Genomic DNA, 16,652 nt, shown 5'->3' on the forward strand with positions numbered 1-16,652 from the left:
TGCGGCGCTACGTTGCGCAGCCTTCGTTCCGGCGCTGGCTGTGGCGCAACATCAAATCGAGATCCGCGTAACAGTCAGCTGCCGAACGGTCTTCAAAGTTGTCCGGATCACGGTTGCCTGTTGGTCATGTTCAGCACAACTCGGATCGTCGACGCTTCCGCCATCGCTTCGAATCCCTCGTTGATACGTTCGAAGGGCAGTTCCTTAGTAACCATGGAATCGAGATCCAGTCGGTTGTTCAGGTAATGGTCGGTGAACATGTCGACGTCACTGAGGAACCTGTTCGCGCCCATGTAGGCGCCTTGCAGGTGTCGGTCGCCGTAGACGAGCGCATCTGCGGGGATACGCAGTTCGGACCCTGCGGGCATGAGACCGAGGATGGTGGCTGTTCCGTTCGGGCTTAGGAGCGAAAAGGCGAGTTCCGCTGTCTGGCTGCGGCCCACCGCCTCGATTGCATGGCTAACACCTTGGGGGAGAAGTGATCGGACCTGGATGAGTGTTTCTGTCGGGTCGGGTGAAGAGATAACACTGTCCGTGGCGCCGAAGTTGCGGGCGAGCTCCAGCTTCGCCGGCACGGCGTCGATGGCGATGATTCGTCGTGCCCCAGCCAGCTTGGCACCCTGAATGGCCGCTATTCCGACACCGCCGCAACCGATTACGGCAACCGTATCCTCTGGCCCTACCTTTGCGCCGTGAATAACCGCGCCGACTCCTGTACTGATGCAGCAACCGAGAAGACATGCCACCTGGGGAGGCAGATCCGAGCCGACCACTGCAACGGATGCCTCCTTCACGAGGATAGCTTCTGCAAATGCGCCGATACCGCCGAGCGAATCCACGCTTGATCCGTCAGGTGAGAGGAGCCTGGGTCGAGGCCGCTCACGCATCGAGTCGACCCGTTCGCACTGGGTCGGGCGCCCGCTTATGCAGTTGCGGCATGCCCCACAGGAGGGGGTGACTGTTGCCACGACCCGGTCACCGGTCTTGATTCTTGTGACTGCAGAGCCGACGCGCTCGACAATGCCTGCGACTTCATGTCCGAGGACTACCGGTAGGGAGATATCCAGTGACCCCTTCAGATAGTGCAGATCGCTGTGGCAAAGGCCCACTCGCTCAGTCCGGATGAGGACCTCATGGTCCTCCGGGTCATCCAGCAGCAGTTCGCGGATCCGAAGTGGGGCTCCGGGCTTTTCCAGCACGGCGGCAAGAATCGGTGTAGTCACTTGGCTTCCTTGATTGTTGAGGTGCTTGCAGATGGGTCGCTTCGACCATCTTCAGCCCTGCTCGAGTTTCAAAAGTGTGTGGACGGAACAGCCTTTACGACCACTATGTGCAAGCTGACCAGCGCCGGTGTGGACCGGCCGGGATCAGTGTCAGCTTCCGGTTCCAATTGGGGATCCATGCCGGTTGTCACCTACAGCGGCCCATCGCTTAACGTGGCGTTCCATGGTGCGGAGGGCTTTTTCCAGCTTCGCCAGCAATATCCGTGTCTCCTCTTCGGTGATCACCAGGGGCGGGGACAGGATCACGGCGTTGTTCAACGGGGTGATCCCGGCCGGATAGACAATGAGTCCTTGTTCCAGGCATTCATCGACGAATAGGCCAGCGGCTCCCAGCGCAGGATCGGGTGCCTGCTTGCTTTCCTGGTCCATAACGAACTCGAAGCCCCGGAGCAGGCCCCGCCCACGGACATCGGCCATGCAGCGGTAGCTTGTTGCCAGGGAGAGCAGACCCTCTTCGAGCTGCTTCCCCCGCTGTCGAACGTTCGCGAGGATATCCTCGCGTTCCATGAAGTCCAGGACCGCCAGGCAGGTTGCTGCTCCGAGGGGGTTCCCGGAGAAGGTGTGGCCGAACGGCGCGACGCCGCTGCCCTCTCTGAGCGCCTTAGCGATGTGGCTTCGGAGCAGGACGCCAGCAACAGGGGAGTAGCCGGCACTCATTCCTTTGCCGAGAAGTAGAAGGTCTGGCACGACGTCCTCGTAGGAACTCGCGAACCATTCGCCCGTGCGCCCCATTCCCGTGATGACCTCATCGATGATCAGCAGCACGTCCAGCCGATCACAAATGTCGCGAAGCCGGGCGAAGTAGCCGGCCGGCGGCGTCAGGACTCCGCCGGCGGCTCCTACGATTGGTTCGACGATGACTGCCGCGACTGTGCCTGGGTCCTCGTTCTGAATGGCGTCTTCGAAGGCTTTCGCAGCCCGGTCAGCGTACGCTTCTTCGCTCTCGCCTGGCCGGGTGAAGCGGTAGGCGTAGGCCGGCGGGGCGAAGGAGAACGCATGGAGCAAGGATCCGTAGTCGGGGCGGCGTGCTGCATGCCCGGACATCGACAGGGCGCCCATTGTCATGCCGTGATAGCTGACGCTCCTGCCAAGGATTTTGACTTTGCTTGGGAGCCCCCTTTCGCGCCAGTAGCTCACTGCGGTGCGGATGGCGTATTCGGATGCTTCGGACCCGCTATTGACGAAAAACGCCATATCGAGGTCCCCGGGAGCAATGTCGGTGAGCCGGCGGGCAAGTTCTTCAGCGGGCAGGTTGGTGAATTGGGTTCTATACGTAAAAGCCACGCGGCGGCACTGTTCTTTCACCGCCTCAGCAATTTCCTCCACGCCGTGGCCAATGCTGGCAGTCATGGCGCCGCTTGAACCATCCAGGTACTGGCGCCCTTCCGTGTCATACAGGAAGACGCCTTCGCCGTAGGCAACGGTCGGGTAATTCTTGTCGATGAGTTGTTTCAACAACGCGCTGTCGGAAATGGGAAGCTCCTAAAGATCGGCAGCTGCTCTCGCAGCTCATTTATCTGCAGTGACGGGTGGGGAAATCTCTGGAAGATCCTTTTGTCCATAGGCGCTAGTGGCCGGCCGCGCTTTGCGCAGCCGGCCACTATTACCGTCGTTCCCAAGAAGGCTCGTGCGACGGCGGCTAGGGATATGAGTCTTTGTTCTTAGGTCCCTGCGGAACTTTCTTCGCTGCTGGAACCTGCCGGGATCAGTGCGGCATACGTCGCCGGCCGCTTGGATCGCATAACCAGCGCGGTAGTCACGCCTCCCAGGAAGAGTGCAGCCATGAGGGTCAACAGTATTCCCGCCGCCAAGTCGCCGCCAACGAGAAGCCCGAAGTTCTGAAGGACCAGAAAGACAATTCCCCCGAGTCCGAGAAGGGCAAGCGCGGGCGCCAGCAACGTGCCCCAGACCTTCTTGTTGTGTGCATTCCTCCGGAAGAACACGATCACCGCGAGTGACGTGAGAGCCATCAGAACAACGATGCCCAATGTGGCCGAGCCTGAGAACCAGGTGTAGGCCTGTGTTACCGGGTCGAGCCCGATGATCGCCTCGACACCAAGCAGTGCTATCGCAACTACCGAGACGATCAAGGCTGCCCTGGACGGAGCGTGGTGACGTGGGTGGATTGCACCAAGTCCAGACGGAAGAACACCTTGCGTACCAAGGGTAAAGAGGTACCGGGTCAGTACGTTCTGGAAGGTGAGGATGCAGGCGAAAAGGCTGGTGATGAGGAAAACCTGGAGCAGGGTGGCAAGGAGCGGGGACACGTACTGTCCCGCGAGCCCCACCACAATGCTGGTGGGATCATTCGTCGCGACTTCGACTATCTGGCTGCTTCCGACTCCCGCCTGCAGTGCCCAGGCAGTGAAAGTGTAGAAGATCCCGACGCCGATAACGGCTATATAGGTTGCCCGGGGGATAGTGCGGTCGGGGTCACGTGCTTCGTTCCGGAAGACGGCGGTGGCCTCAAAGCCGATGAATGAAAAGAAGGCAAACATGACGCCCAGAGGCGGGACACCTTCACCCAAACGCGCGGGGGACAGCGAGTCACCACTCAAACCTTCCGCGCCGCCGTGGACAACCACCCCGATGTTGACTGCCAGCAGAACGACTGTTTCGAGGACCAGGACCACGCCCAGCACCTTGGCGGAGAGCTCGACGTCCCGGTATGCCAGAGCACCGCAGGTCGCCATCAGCACCAGACTGCACAGCCACCAGGGAAGATCCGGACCGCCCAGATCGTGAACCGTGGTCTGGGCCGCTGACCCCAGGTATGAACACAGCGCAAGAAACAGCAGCAAGTATGTTCCGAGCGCAAAAGTGGCAGCCCCCATGCCAACACCCCGGCCCAGCCCCGTTTGGATGTAGGAATAGAACGCTCCAGCATTTTTTACAAAGGGCGTCATCCTCGTAAAACCAACGGCAAACACAAACAGAATAGCGGTCGCGATAAGGAAGAACAGCGGACCGCCCGTGCTTCCCGATGCAGAAACGACAACAGGCCAACCAGCCACGACAGCTGTCATGGGCGCAGCTCCCGCCACAACCATGAACACGATCGACCGGACTCCCAGGCCCCTGCTGAGCAAGCGGTCCGGGGTCAAGATTCCGTTGGGTCCCGCATCCACCGGCTCAAATTTAACATCTTTAGTTGCCATTCGTCCCTCCTGGACGTAGAAGCTGAGTGTCATCGCGATGCCTTCGACAAGGCGGAATTGAACAGCATCGCGGAACCCACAATCGGGCCGGCCCCCTTGCCGAACGTCACTGTGAGTTGGATTACAGCGTAGGAGTTGCCCCAGGGTTTGCGGTGTTGAGCCTGCACATACATCCGTCCTGCGCATGGTCTTGATGCACAGCTATCAGCTGGCAGAACAATGGACGCGATCCTATAAACGAGGAGTTTCTGGAATGTGCACCGCGCACATACAGCTACTTATCGTGGTGCTCCCAGCACTCGCTGGCCGCAGTTTCCTCAGGCATTGTCGAAACTAACGGAGCTTCCCAGACTCCATACGGGACTAGGAAATTTTCGACAAACCCCACTTCTCCTGAAGGAGCACCCGATATGAGCAGCGTTATTTCGGTCTACAACCCCGCTACAGAAGAGCAGATAGGCGAGGTGCCCGCCTACGACCTGCCGGACGTGAATGCAGCGGTCGAACGCGCAGGGGCCGCCCAGCGCGCCTGGGTCCGCAAGCCATTGGCTGAACGCCGTGATGCCCTCTGGGCTATTGCCGATGCTGTCGTCGCTCACAGCGACGAACTGGCCTTGCTCGAATCCACCGACGTTGGTAAGCCATTGGCGGCGGCCCGACAGGAAGTTCTTGGGGTCGCCGAATGCTTCAAGTACTACGCCGGAACGGTGGACAAGATCCTCGGGGACACCATTCCGGTCGATGGCGGCATCAGCATGACTTTCCGCGAGCCGCTGGGTGTTGTGGCCGTAATTGCCCCGTGGAACTTTCCTCTGCCTATCGCATCCTGGAGTATCGCCCCGGCTCTGGCCAGCGGTAATTCGGTGATTGTGAAACCCGCGGCCCTTACCCCCCTGTCAACTGTTCGATTTGGTGAGATCGTGAAGGAACTCGGCGTCGTCGGGGACGCACTTCAGGTTCTCACTGGTTCGGGCGCCCGGATCGGCAATGCCCTCGCTGAACACCCGGATGTTAGCAAGGTAAGTTTTACTGGTTCCACCGAGGTCGGCCGGTCCATCGTCCAGGCGGCTTCAACGACGATGAAAAGGGTTTCTCTTGAGCTCGGCGGGAAGTCCGCCAGTATTGTCTACAACGACGTTGACCTCGCCAAGTGTCTGCAGGCAGCCCCGATGTCGGTCTTCGACAACACGGGCCAGGACTGCTGTGCCCGCAGCCGCTTTCTTGTGCAGCGGGGAATCTTCGACGAGTTCGTTGAGGGATTCATCGAGACCACGCGTGCACTGAAAATCGGTAACCCGCTGGACGACAAGAGCAACCTGGGACCTCTGGTCTCGGCTGCCCACCGCGACACGGTTTCCGGCTTCCTCGAAAACGGTCTCAACGTCGTCACCGCCGGTGAAGCACCGGACGGCCCCGGCTTCTGGATGGCGCCCAGAATCGTCATCGCCCCGGATCCCAAGAGCCGGGTGGCAACCGATGAAATTTTCGGCCCCATCGCCTCGGTGATTCCCTTCGACACCGAAGAGGAAGCCATCGCGCTGGCCAACAGCTCAATTTACGGCCTGAGCGGCTCCATCTGGACCAACGATGTCGGGCAGGCCCTGCGGACGGCGCGGGCACTTGAGTCCGGGACTCTGTCGGTCAACTCAAACTCATCCATTCGGATCCAGACACCTTATGGCGGCTTCAAACAGTCAGGCATTGGCCGCGGACTGGGCCAGGCTGCCATCGAGGCATACACCGAACTCAAGACCGTTTTTGTGAGGACAGAACCATGACAACTGACACGGGGGAGCTGGTTCGGACCAACCAAGGCACCTCATCCGGAGTATCCAGTGAGACAGACACCGCCGTGCAGACCCTCAGCGTCCTCTACGGCAGCCAGACCGGGAATGCTGAGTTTCTTGCGTCCAAGATCGTGGACAAGGCAAACGGCCAGGGTTACTCAGCCGAGCTTATGAGCCTGGACATGCTGACCCCGCAAGATGCGGCACGCAAGGACCGCCTGTTGATCGTTACCGCCACACACGACAACGGCCACATGCCGGACAATGCGCAACCGTTTTGGGACCAGCTTCAAAGCGCCGGTTCAGACCTCTTCAAGGACGTTCCCTTCGCAGTCCTTGCCATTGGCGACTCCATGTACGAAGACTTCTGCAAAGCCGGCAGCGATCTTGACGAGCGCCTTGGCGAACTCGGCGGCAAGAGGATCCTTGACCGCCTCGACTGCGATGTCGACTATGACCTGACGTCAGGCAAGTGGATCAGGGGCATGCTTGAGACCTTCAAGACAGTTGTTCCCAAGAAGCGGGACAACAGCCCGCAAGACTCCACTGTTCCTGGAGCAAACCTCGGGGAGCAGCCCAAGGGCACACGCCGGGAACCTGACACTGCCACCGTCGTCGAGGCCCGACTCCTCAGCGCTCCCGAGTCCGAAAAAGAGGTCTGGCACTATGAGCTTGAGGTTAGCGGCGACAGCCGCAACTACCGGCCAGGTGACTCACTTGCCGTAATCCCCACCAACTCCATCGAGCTCGTGGAAGACCTCCTCGGATTCCTTGGCCTCGCTGGCAGCGAGGTGTTCGGTGAGGACGGCAAGAATGTACGCGAGACGCTTCAAAACGACTGTGAGCTTCGGCTGCCCCATCTAGGCATCGTGGCCTGGCTCGTCGAAGATCTCGCACCGGATCATCCCGTGCGGAACCTGGTCGAGTCCGGTGACCGCAATGCGCTGGAGGATTGGCTGTGGGGACGGGACATGCTGGACGTGCTGCAGGAAACCCGGACATCGGATGTCGATCCCGGCGAGTTCCTCTCTATGCTGAGGCCCCTGCAGCATCGGTCGTACTCCATTGCATCCAGTCCCCTCGCTGACGGCGACCGCGTCCACTTGACGGTCTCCACTGTGCAATACGAGACCGCCGGCCGCCGGCACTCGGGTGCATGCAGCGGATTCCTTCAGTCCGCTGCGCAGACCAAGACAACTATAAAAGTCTTCCCGCTGCCGGCGCACGAGTTCCACCTGCCCCACGACAACTCAGCTGACGTGATCATGGTGGGTCCAGGCGTCGGAGTTGCCCCGTTCCGTGGCTTCCTCCGTGACCGTGAAGTCTCACAAGCCCGGGGACGAAACTGGCTGTTCTTCGGGGACCGCCATGAAAAGCCTTCCTGGCTTTATCAGGAGGAAATGGAAGAACTGCAAAGCAACGGCGTGCTGAACCGCCTCAGCCTGGCTTTCTCCCGGGATCAACAGGGCAAGGTCTATGTCCAGGACCGGATCCGGGAAGAAGGAGAAGACATCTTTGCCTGGCTATCGGGTGGAGCTTCGGTCTATGTGTGCGGCGGCAAACAAATAGCACCTGACATCGACGAAGCCCTGCTGGCGGTGCTCAGCAGCCACGGCGCAATGACCCCCGAAAAGGCGCACGATTATCTGCAGTCGCTGAAGAGCGAAGGACGTTACGTCAAGGACGTCTACTAGGCCCCGCTCGACCTGCCCAGCACACGGGCTTTCGTGTCCTGGGTACTGGGCAGAACACGGAAAAGTCTTGGCCTGCCTACCGCACCGGAATGTGACCTGGCTTACCGAATGCATGTAGCCGGCAATCATGATGTGCACCTTGCACATACGCCAAAAGGACCCCGCTCTTAGTGTTTTTAGTAACCAATATCAATGAGGATAAGAGGTACACAGTGAATCCCATCACACAGGTCCCGGAGGACCTCCACGAACTCGAGGCTATCGACATGCAGGATCAATCCTCAGCCGCGTCAGCGCATGACGAACTGCAAAAGTTTGTCTCCGACAACGACATCAAAACGTTCAAGGTGGGCGTCGTGGACCTGGACGGGGTTTGGCGCGGCAAGCGCATCCCTGCCAGGTACTTCCTGGAAAGCGTCGCTGAGCGCGGAACGAATATCTGCAACATCATCTTCGGCTGGGACATTCAGGACGAAATCATTTCTGATCTCAGCTACACGGGGTGGGACACGGGTTACCCTGACGTGACGCTCCTCCCCGATCTCAGTACCCTGAAGGTCGTTCCCGGGGAACCCGGCGTGGCTTCCGTCATTTGCGACGCTTACGAGATGTCGGGCGAGCCTGCGGCAATCTGTCCCCGGAGCATTCTCAAGCGGGTCGTGCAGAAAGCCGAAGACCTTGGATACTCGCCGGTCTGCGCCTACGAGTTCGAGTTCTACCTGCTCAAAGGCACCCCGACGGACCTTGCCGCCAAGGACTGGCGCGACCTGACCCCAATCACGGCGGGCAGTCACACCTACAGCCTCGTCAGGGACACAGGCACCGAGTTCCTCATCGGTGAGATCCGACGCCGCCTGTCTGAGCAGGGCATTTTCATCGAGGCCAGCAACAGTGAAAACGGTCCGGGCCAGTTCGAGATGAACATCCACTATTCGGATGCTCTCGCAGCCGCGGACAACGCCCTCCGGCTAAAGGCCACCGTCAAGGAGGTTGCAGCTGAGGCCGGCTACACGGCATCATTCATGGCCAAGATCAACCCGGAGTGGGCCGGCTCCTCCGGGCACATGCACCAGAGCCTTTGGGATCCGCAGTCGGGCAAGTCCGTCTTCGCCAATGCCGAGGAGCCCGGCGAACTGAGCGCCATCGGGTACAACTACCTGGCCGGCGTCGTCGAGACGGCACCGGAGCTCACGGCCCTCTACCTGCCCACCATCAACTCTTACAAGCGGACCGAAGGCGGGCAGTGGGCCGGATCCAGCGCCACCTGGGGCCTGGACAACCGAACGGTCGCCATCAGGTCCATCCCGTCAAAGAGCAGTGCCGCACGTATTGAAAACCGGGTACCGGGCGCTGACGCCAATCCCTACCTGGTCATCGCCGCTAACATCGCGGCGGGCCTGCACGGCGTGGAGCAGGAACTGACCGCCCCGAAGCGGGTGGAAGGAAACGCCTACGCCCTGGAGGAAGGAAACCAGGTAAAGCAGCTGCCCGGAACACTCGACCAGGCCATCGAACAGTTCGAGAATAGCGAGGTCGCGAAGGCGTACTTCGGCGAGACCTTCGTTACCCACTACGTCCAGACGAGGCGCTGGGAGCTCCGCAAGCTTCAGACCAGTGTCACCGACTTCGAGATCGCACGTTACCTGGAACGCATCTAGCGCAGAGTGCAGTGCTAAGAGCTCCATTTCCATTTTTTAATACTCAGAAAGAAGCACCCAATGACCACTCACCCCGGAAAGATCGCTGCAGTCACCGGAGCCGCGTCCGGAAACGGCCTTGCCATCGCAGAAAAGCTCCTCAAGGAGGGCGCCACCGTTGTAGCCCTGGACCGTGACGAGGCCGCGCTCGAGCGTCTGATCGGCCAGCACCCGGAGATGGTGCCTGTTGTTATGGACGTCGCCGACGAAGCCTCGGTCCGCCGCGGCATAGCCGAGATCGACGCAAAATTCGGCCGGCTCGACACCCTCGTCAACAACGCAGGCATCGTCAAGGGCAGCAACTTCGACGACGTGAGCGTAGCGGAATGGGACCAGGTCTTCGCCGTGAACTCCACCGGACCGTTCCTGGTCAGTCAGGCCGCACGGCCGTTGCTGGAGAAGGGCGCTGCCGCCCGGGGCGACGATTCAACCAGTGCCATCGTTAATATCACCTCGGTCGAGGCCCACATCGTCATCGCCAGCAGCGGACACCCCCAGGTCCATTACAACGCTTCCAAGGGTGCACTCCTTATGTTCACGAAGGCTTTGGCCATCGAAACCGCAGCTTCCAAAATCCGCGTCAACGCTGTCGCCCCCGGCTTCATCGAGACCCCGTTCACCAAGTCCGTGCTGGAAAACCAGGAGGCCGTGAAGTTCCTGCTCGACCGCACGCCGCTCGGACGAATCGGACGGCCCTCCGACGTTGCCAACGCAGTCGCGTTCCTGGCCAGCGACGAGGCCAGCTGGGTGACCGGTACCACCATCCACGTCGACGGCGGTTGGCTGGTTTACTGACATGCGGGCGCCCCTTATCGCCATTTCCGCTGCCCGGCAGACCGTCGATACCGCCTTTGGCCCGATGCCTTCAACGGTCCAGAACATGGCCTACGCCAACGGCGTGCTTGCTGCGGGCGGCCGTCCCGCCATTCTTCCGTCCACGGCAACGATCCCGGATGCGGCGCTTGAAGGGTTCGACGGGCTGATCCTCACCGGCGGCGGTGACATCAGCCCCCGGCTGTATGGCGAGGATCCGATTGACACGGTCTATGACGTGTGCGACATCAGGGACGACTTCGAAATCGAGCTTTACAACGAAGCCATGCTCCGCGGCCTGCCCATCCTGGCCACTTGCCGGGGGATGCAGCTTGTCAATGTTATTCGAGGCGGAAACCTCGTCCAGGAAGTGAGCCCGGACAGGGGGCACTGGCAGGACCATCCCTCTCATGAACCATGGCACCAGGTACAGCTGGAGCCCGGTTCCGAACTTGCCCGGATTGCCAAAGACCTGACCATTCCCGTGAACAGCTACCACCACCAGGGCTTGGGCAAGCTCGGAACAGGCCTTCGTGTCGTGGGACGGGAAGGCGACGTTATCGAAGCAATTGAAGCCGACGATGCCCGCCTCATCGGAGTCCAATGGCATCCCGAGCACATGGTCGACTACCACGAAGCCCAGAAGGCCCTCTTCGTCGATCTCGTGGAGAAGGCCGCAGCGTACGCACAGTCACAGAAACCACTTCAGGAGCAATTCTCATGAGCACAGAAACTGAGCGGGGACTCAGCCACAACAAGTCAGACTTTGACTTCCACGGACGGTCGCTCGACAACATTTTCGACGAATACCAGGACATCCTGGCCAACGGCCCTGTTGGGCACAGCAACAAGTATGGAGGCTTTTGGTACATCACCAAGAGCGAAGATATCTTCAACGCCGAGCAGGACCCTGACACCTTCGCTGTCGGTCCCTCAATGCTCCTCCCGGCGTTCGGCACTGACGTTCCCCTCATTCCGATCGACATCGATCCGCCGACCCACGCTGATTTCCGCAAAATCCTGCTGCCGATGTTCACGCCCATGAACATCTCCAAGCTGACACCCGGTATGCGGGAGACCGCCCAGCAGCTGTGCCAGGAAGTCCTCACAGCCGGCGACGTCGTCGATGTCTCGGAAAAGCTTGCCCGCCCGATGCCGACCATTATCTTCAGCCGCCTGGCCGGATATCCGGAACAGGACTGGCCAATCTTCGACCGGTGGATCGACGAAATCATCTATGAGCGGACCGCGCATCCGGAAACCGCATATGCGGCCGGACGCGAACTCAACGACTACTTCGACCGCCTTCTCGACGAACGGGAAAAGGTCGGACCGGAAGCGGATGTCAGCAATGACCTGATCACCCAGCTCCTGAAAGCGGAAGTGAAAGGCCGGAAGCTCACGCGTGAAGAGCTGCTGTCGTACTGCTACCTGCTCTTCCTGGCCGGGCTGGACACGACCGCCTGGGCGATCCGTTCCGCCCTCTGGTACCTGGCCGGCAACCCGCAGGCCCAGCAGCAGTTGCGGGAAGACCCGGACCTGATCCCCACCGCAGCAGAAGAATTCCTGCGGACCCTCTCCCCGGTCCAGGCCATGGCCCGCACCGCGAAGAAGGACACAGTTGTCCGGGGCCAGGAAATCAAGGCTGGCGAACGCGTTGTGCTCGTCTTCGGCGCGGGCAACCGTGACCCGGAGGTCTACGAAGAACCCAACGACATCAAGATTGACCGTGAAGACAACCGCCACCTGGCCTTCGGCGGAGGGATCCACCGGTGCCTCGGCTCGAACCTTGGCCGCGCCGAAATGGTTATCGCCATGGAGGAATTCCTGAAGGCTGTCCCTCACTTCGAACGGGCGAATGACGACGAACCGTGGCACGGCGTCGGCCCGCTTACCCTCAAGATTGGAGCTTGATCACCATGGGAGAACTTTGGGTCGACGGAGGGCGTTGCCAAGGCCACGCCCGGTGCTGGGCTCTGGCACCCGAAACCTTTGAGATCGACGAGGAAGGCTACGCGCACGTCATTCCTGGCCGCGAAAACAGCGGCGATGAACCCAACGTCCGCAAGGCCATCCGGAACTGCCCCGAACGGGCGATCCTGGAACGGGAAACGGCCGAGGCCGGCGAGAAAGCATCAGAGGTTTCGGCATCGTGACACATCTGCCAGACCGGGTTGCGGTCATTGGCGCTTCGGTTGCGTCCGCGATGCTGATTGAACGCAGCCGCGAACTGGGGTTTGCAGGCGAATTCATCGTCATTGATTCAGACCCGAACGCGCCCTACGACCGGCCCCCGCTCTCCAAGCAATTCCTTCTTGGCACCGGTCCCGTCGAACCGGCCGAGTGGTGGCCGGAGGCTACGCCGATCCTCAATGCAAAGGCCATCGGGCTGCTCACCGACAAGCGGACTGTCCTGACGGACAAGCTCGGAGAAGTAGCCGCTGACGCCGTCGTCATCTCTGCAGGAGCCGGCTCAATCCGGCTGCCGAACGAGCCAGCGGGCGTTCTCAGCCTAAGAACCGCGCAGGACGCCCTTGCCCTGCGCAGCGCCGTGGATGCAGGATCTTCCAGTGCGATCATCATCGGCGCCGGAACCATTGGTGCGGAACTGGCATCTACACTCGCCCAGCGTGGGCTTGCCGTCACGGTAGTGGATTTGGCTCCGCAACCAATGCAGCGCTTCTTTTCAGGACATCTGGGAGAGGAAGCGAAGGCATGGATGCATCAGGCCGGTGTCGTAACTCATTTTGGGGTTGCTGTGGAATCCATTCAGAAAACGGATGCGCAGTGGACGGTCCGGGTCAACGGCCTGGACCTGCACGCCGACTTGGTGATCAGCGCTGTCGGAGCACGCCCCCACACCGAATGGCTGACCTACAGCGAGCTCGACATTTCCAACGGAGTCCGTTGCACTGCGGACGGGAGAGCCCTGCTGACCAGTGGTGAAATCGCCGACGGGATCTTCGCTATCGGAGACGTTTCGGCCCGGCAGGCCGAGGACGGAACCTTTCGGCGGTTCGAGAGTTGGACCCAGGCCCAACGTCATGGCGCAGCCCTGGCTGAATACTTTGCAGGCTTCGACTCCAGCGAACTGGAACAGGCTCCGTACGGGTGGACGGAGCAGTTCGGCCGAAAGGTACAGGTGCATGGAATGCTTCCGCCGGCAGGCGAACTTGTTCAGGTATACGCTGCGGAGGAACGCAACGCCGCCTTGTACCGGATTGGATCTGCGGCGGAGGACGTGGCTTGGATCGGTGTCAACGCGCCAAGGCAGTTCAGCCGGGCCTCCATGGGCATGAGCCTTCTAAGCTGAAACGATGAAACCCCCTGCTGAGCCTGCGGCCCCGCAACCGAATGAGGTCCTGCCCGCTGGCTATCGCCACAAACTCCAAATAGCAGAGCTTCGCGCAGACACCCTGTCCGAGCTCACGCAGCTCATGATGGAAGGACCCGATCCACTCGCGCTTGCTCAAAGAGCAGTGGACTTGGTAGCCAGGGCAACAAACTCAGCAGGGGTTTTCGTCTACCTGTGGGATGAACAGGAACAAGTCCTTGTCATGCGCGCAGGCACCCCTGGAGTGCAAAGCCAGCAAATGGGAAGAATCACCCTTCGCCTCGGCGAAGGTGTAACTGGCTGGGCAGGGCTCACCAAACAGTCAGTTGTCCTAAACAAGAACATTCAGCAGGACCCGAGGTTCGCCAGCATCAGCGAACTGCAGGAAGAAGATTTCAATTCGATGCTGGTTGTCCCGATCGTGGCACCGACCGGGACCCTCCTTGGCGTATTTAGCCTCTGGTCATATGAGGAGGAAACCTTCACCTGGGAGTCAAAGCTGATTGCTGACGAGGTGGGAGTGCTGCTTGCCAGCGGCCTGCTGCAGGCTGAGACAGTTGATGACTTGCGGCGCCAATCCGCAGCAGCACACTTCCTTGTCGATTTCCCGATCAACTCCGCCACTTCCGTCCTGCAATGCGCCCAAGTGGCCACCCAGGCGATTCTTAAGCACATGAGCTCCGACGGCTGCGTCATTGAATATTTCGGGCGAGGTGCAGCCACATCGCCGCCCACCGCCATCGCAATGGACAAGGGCGAGCGAAGCGGAATCGTAGTTAGAACCACTCACTCACGAACAGCAACGTCCGAATTCATTGAATCCAACTTCGCCGGACACGAGCGGATATCTGTCTCCTTTGGCCTGACCAGCACACGGGGCATCGTCACGTGCTATCGTCCACGCCGCTATTCCACCAGAGAGCTCGATCGGCTCAGCGCCATTTGCTCTCAGCTGGCCGCCCTCTTTGAAGCAGTAGAACTGGAGTCCGTCGGCTCATCCCATGCTTCACGCCTGCTCCGAAGCGTCGGCACGAGCACATTCGCCCGCATTCTCGAGGAATCAGGCTGGTCAAAGGGCCGCACTCTGCCGGTCCTGGTGCGAGTGAAACGGCTGAAATTCGACTCTGACGCGGTGTCCAGACGCATCGCCCCCTACCTTCAGGAGCTGGCCGGCCCCCGATCCCTGGTCTTCACGGAAGGCCCCCTCAGCCTGCTCTTTATCGATACCCCTTCCGGCTCCGGAGAAGAGATCAAGGCGAAGCTGGAGACGACTCTTTCTGACCTCGACGAACACCGTGGCGTCTCAGCTTTCGCCGGCGTAGGTCCACTGGCGCGGGACGTCGCCTCTCTGCAGCCAGCGCTCTCAGACGCTGAAACCGCACTGGCCTGGACAGAACTGGTCGGCAGGACATCCGGGAGACGGGTCACCTCTTTCAGCGACATAGAACACCTGCAGGAACTGCCCCTTGTTGGGGAGGGGATGTCTGCAGAGATCAGGAACGTGCTCGCCGAACTCAGGTCCCTCATGCGCTACGACGCGGAAAATGGAACCCAGCTGGCCGAAACCGTCGCCATGCTCCTGTCCAATAAAGGATCCATTGCCGACACGGTCTCCAAACTGCACATCCACCGCAACACACTCCGGCAACGGCTCCAGCGCGTAGAGCAGCTCATCGGTCATTCATTCGAAGAAGCCGGCGACTGGCTGCCCACGGGCATCGCTGCGCGACTGGCTATGCGCGAAGGCCACCGCACTGTTCTTCAATGACGGCAACAGCGGCCGGGGTCCGCTGAGGAAATATTCGGATGATCCCAAGATCACCAGGCTGTGGCATACACATTCGGATCTTAATGTGCAACCGGCACTGCGACCCCGGCCGTGCTGTTCGCTACGTTGAAGTTGTCCCCCTGGGTCCGGGGACTAAAGGCCATGGGGCTTCGGTGTCCGGTTTAACCGCAGAGGATGCCACCGTCCCTTCACAACCCAGGTTTCGCATGCTGAAACCCTGACCGCCCGATAAGGAATTCGAGAATGACCAATCAGCCAAACCTGCCCCGAGGTACCGGTACCCTGCAGGCACTCGTCATACAGCCAGATTTCCACTGCCCGCTGGACCGGCTCGGTGTTTGGCTGCACGATGAGGAAATAGCCACCAGAATTATCCAGCCTTTCAGTGGTGACGTGATCCCGGACGTGATTCAGGAGGACGCCCTGGTGGTTCTTGGCGGAGACATGAGCTCATTGGACGACCATGCCTATCACTGGCTTACCGACATCCGGCGCCTTATGGCGGCCGCCGCCAGCCAGAGGAAACCGACGCTAGGGATCTGCCTTGGAGCTCAGTTGATGGCACAGACGTTCGGCGGGACCGTGGCCAGGGGAGACCATGGCCTCGAAGCGGGGGTCGTCGAGGTGGCATTACGGCCCGATGCTGCCGAGGATCCCTTGATGGCCGGATTGCCGGATCCCTTCTTCGCAGGCGCCATGCATGGGGACATGATCGACCAACTCCCGCCGTCAGCAGTATGGCTCGGGATGACGGCCCAGTATCCGCATCAGGCTTTTCGGGTAGGTGAGATGTCATGGGGAGTTCAGTTTCACCCGGAGATCTCGCCGGTGGTCTACCGCCAGTGGTTGTCCCTGGTCAAGGAGAATGACACGGTTGCCGTGGAGCGGGCCGGCCGCGGAATGAAAGCATTCGAGAATCAGGACCAGATCGTGAGGGAGCATACCGAGGCGATGGCGCGACGCTTCGCCCACCTGGTCCGGACCACGGCAACGGTGGCTACTCAGTAACCAACAGTGCGTGGTGGCGCTGCGGCCGCGGGGTGGACGTGGACACTAGCCGATGCAGCGATTCCTGCCCCTGGACTCATTGAGTCTGC

General features: G+C 60.4%; 13 protein-coding genes. 10 read left to right on the forward strand and 3 right to left on the reverse strand.

Going from position 1 to position 16,652, the window contains the following annotated elements; all coding sequences use genetic code 11:
• Positions 1-107: 107 nt before the first annotated feature.
• From FNL14_RS09835 to FNL14_RS09845, 3 genes are all read right to left on the reverse strand, one after another.
• Entirely contained in the window at positions 108-1,223 is a 1,116-nt protein-coding gene (locus FNL14_RS09835) for a Zn-dependent alcohol dehydrogenase (protein ID WP_255470767.1), read from the reverse strand.
• Between the two features lie 150 nt (positions 1,224-1,373).
• Complete coding sequence (locus FNL14_RS09840) at positions 1,374-2,738, reverse strand: aspartate aminotransferase family protein (protein ID WP_255470768.1); 1,365 nt, start codon at positions 2,736-2,738, stop codon at positions 1,374-1,376.
• Positions 2,739-2,944: 206 nt separating this feature from the next.
• A complete protein-coding gene (locus tag FNL14_RS09845) occupies positions 2,945-4,627 on the reverse strand; it encodes an APC family permease (protein ID WP_255470769.1) in 1,683 nt (560 codons plus the stop codon).
• A gap of 224 nt (positions 4,628-4,851) precedes the next feature.
• Here FNL14_RS09845 and FNL14_RS09850 point away from each other — a divergent pair, with 224 nt between their 5' ends.
• From FNL14_RS09850 to FNL14_RS09895, 10 genes are all read left to right on the forward strand, one after another.
• Positions 4,852-6,219, forward strand: coding sequence for an aldehyde dehydrogenase (locus tag FNL14_RS09850; protein ID WP_142059607.1), 1,368 nt, complete (start codon positions 4,852-4,854; stop codon positions 6,217-6,219).
• On the forward strand, positions 6,216-7,922 hold the full coding sequence (locus FNL14_RS09855) for a sulfite reductase flavoprotein subunit alpha (protein ID WP_142059609.1): 1,707 nt from the start codon (positions 6,216-6,218) through the stop codon (positions 7,920-7,922). Before FNL14_RS09850 ends, FNL14_RS09855 begins: the two co-directional genes overlap by 4 nt.
• A gap of 212 nt (positions 7,923-8,134) precedes the next feature.
• Positions 8,135-9,580: a glutamine synthetase family protein gene (locus FNL14_RS09860; protein ID WP_255470770.1), complete on the forward strand. Its 1,446-nt coding sequence runs from the start codon at positions 8,135-8,137 to the stop codon at positions 9,578-9,580.
• A gap of 60 nt (positions 9,581-9,640) precedes the next feature.
• Complete coding sequence (locus tag FNL14_RS09865) at positions 9,641-10,414, forward strand: SDR family NAD(P)-dependent oxidoreductase (RefSeq protein ID WP_142059611.1); 774 nt, start codon at positions 9,641-9,643, stop codon at positions 10,412-10,414.
• A 1-nt stretch (position 10,415) separates the two neighbouring features.
• Positions 10,416-11,156: a gamma-glutamyl-gamma-aminobutyrate hydrolase family protein gene (locus tag FNL14_RS09870; protein WP_142059613.1), complete on the forward strand. Its 741-nt coding sequence runs from the start codon at positions 10,416-10,418 to the stop codon at positions 11,154-11,156.
• A complete protein-coding gene (locus tag FNL14_RS09875) occupies positions 11,153-12,346 on the forward strand; it encodes a cytochrome P450 (protein ID WP_142059615.1) in 1,194 nt (397 codons plus the stop codon). The genes FNL14_RS09870 and FNL14_RS09875 overlap by 4 nt, the downstream gene beginning before the upstream one ends.
• A 5-nt stretch (positions 12,347-12,351) precedes the next feature.
• Positions 12,352-12,588 carry a ferredoxin gene (locus FNL14_RS09880; protein WP_142059642.1) on the forward strand — a complete coding sequence of 79 codons (237 nt, stop codon included), beginning with the start codon at positions 12,352-12,354 and terminating at the stop codon, positions 12,586-12,588.
• Positions 12,585-13,745, forward strand: coding sequence for an NAD(P)/FAD-dependent oxidoreductase (locus FNL14_RS09885; protein WP_255470771.1), 1,161 nt, complete (start codon positions 12,585-12,587; stop codon positions 13,743-13,745). The genes FNL14_RS09880 and FNL14_RS09885 overlap by 4 nt, the downstream gene beginning before the upstream one ends.
• 127 nt (positions 13,746-13,872) lie before the next feature.
• Positions 13,873-15,534 (forward strand): GAF domain-containing protein, encoded by a 1,662-nt coding sequence (locus FNL14_RS09890; RefSeq protein WP_255470772.1) that lies wholly within the window; start codon positions 13,873-13,875, stop codon positions 15,532-15,534.
• 264 nt (positions 15,535-15,798) lie between these two features.
• A complete protein-coding gene (locus tag FNL14_RS09895; RefSeq protein WP_142059619.1) occupies positions 15,799-16,563 on the forward strand; it encodes a type 1 glutamine amidotransferase in 765 nt (254 codons plus the stop codon).
• The last annotated feature ends 89 nt before the right edge of the window (positions 16,564-16,652 follow it).

The sequence above is a fragment of the Pseudarthrobacter sp. B4EP4b genome, from assembly GCF_006680095.1.
Taxonomy (GTDB): Bacteria; Actinomycetota; Actinomycetes; order Actinomycetales; family Micrococcaceae; genus Arthrobacter.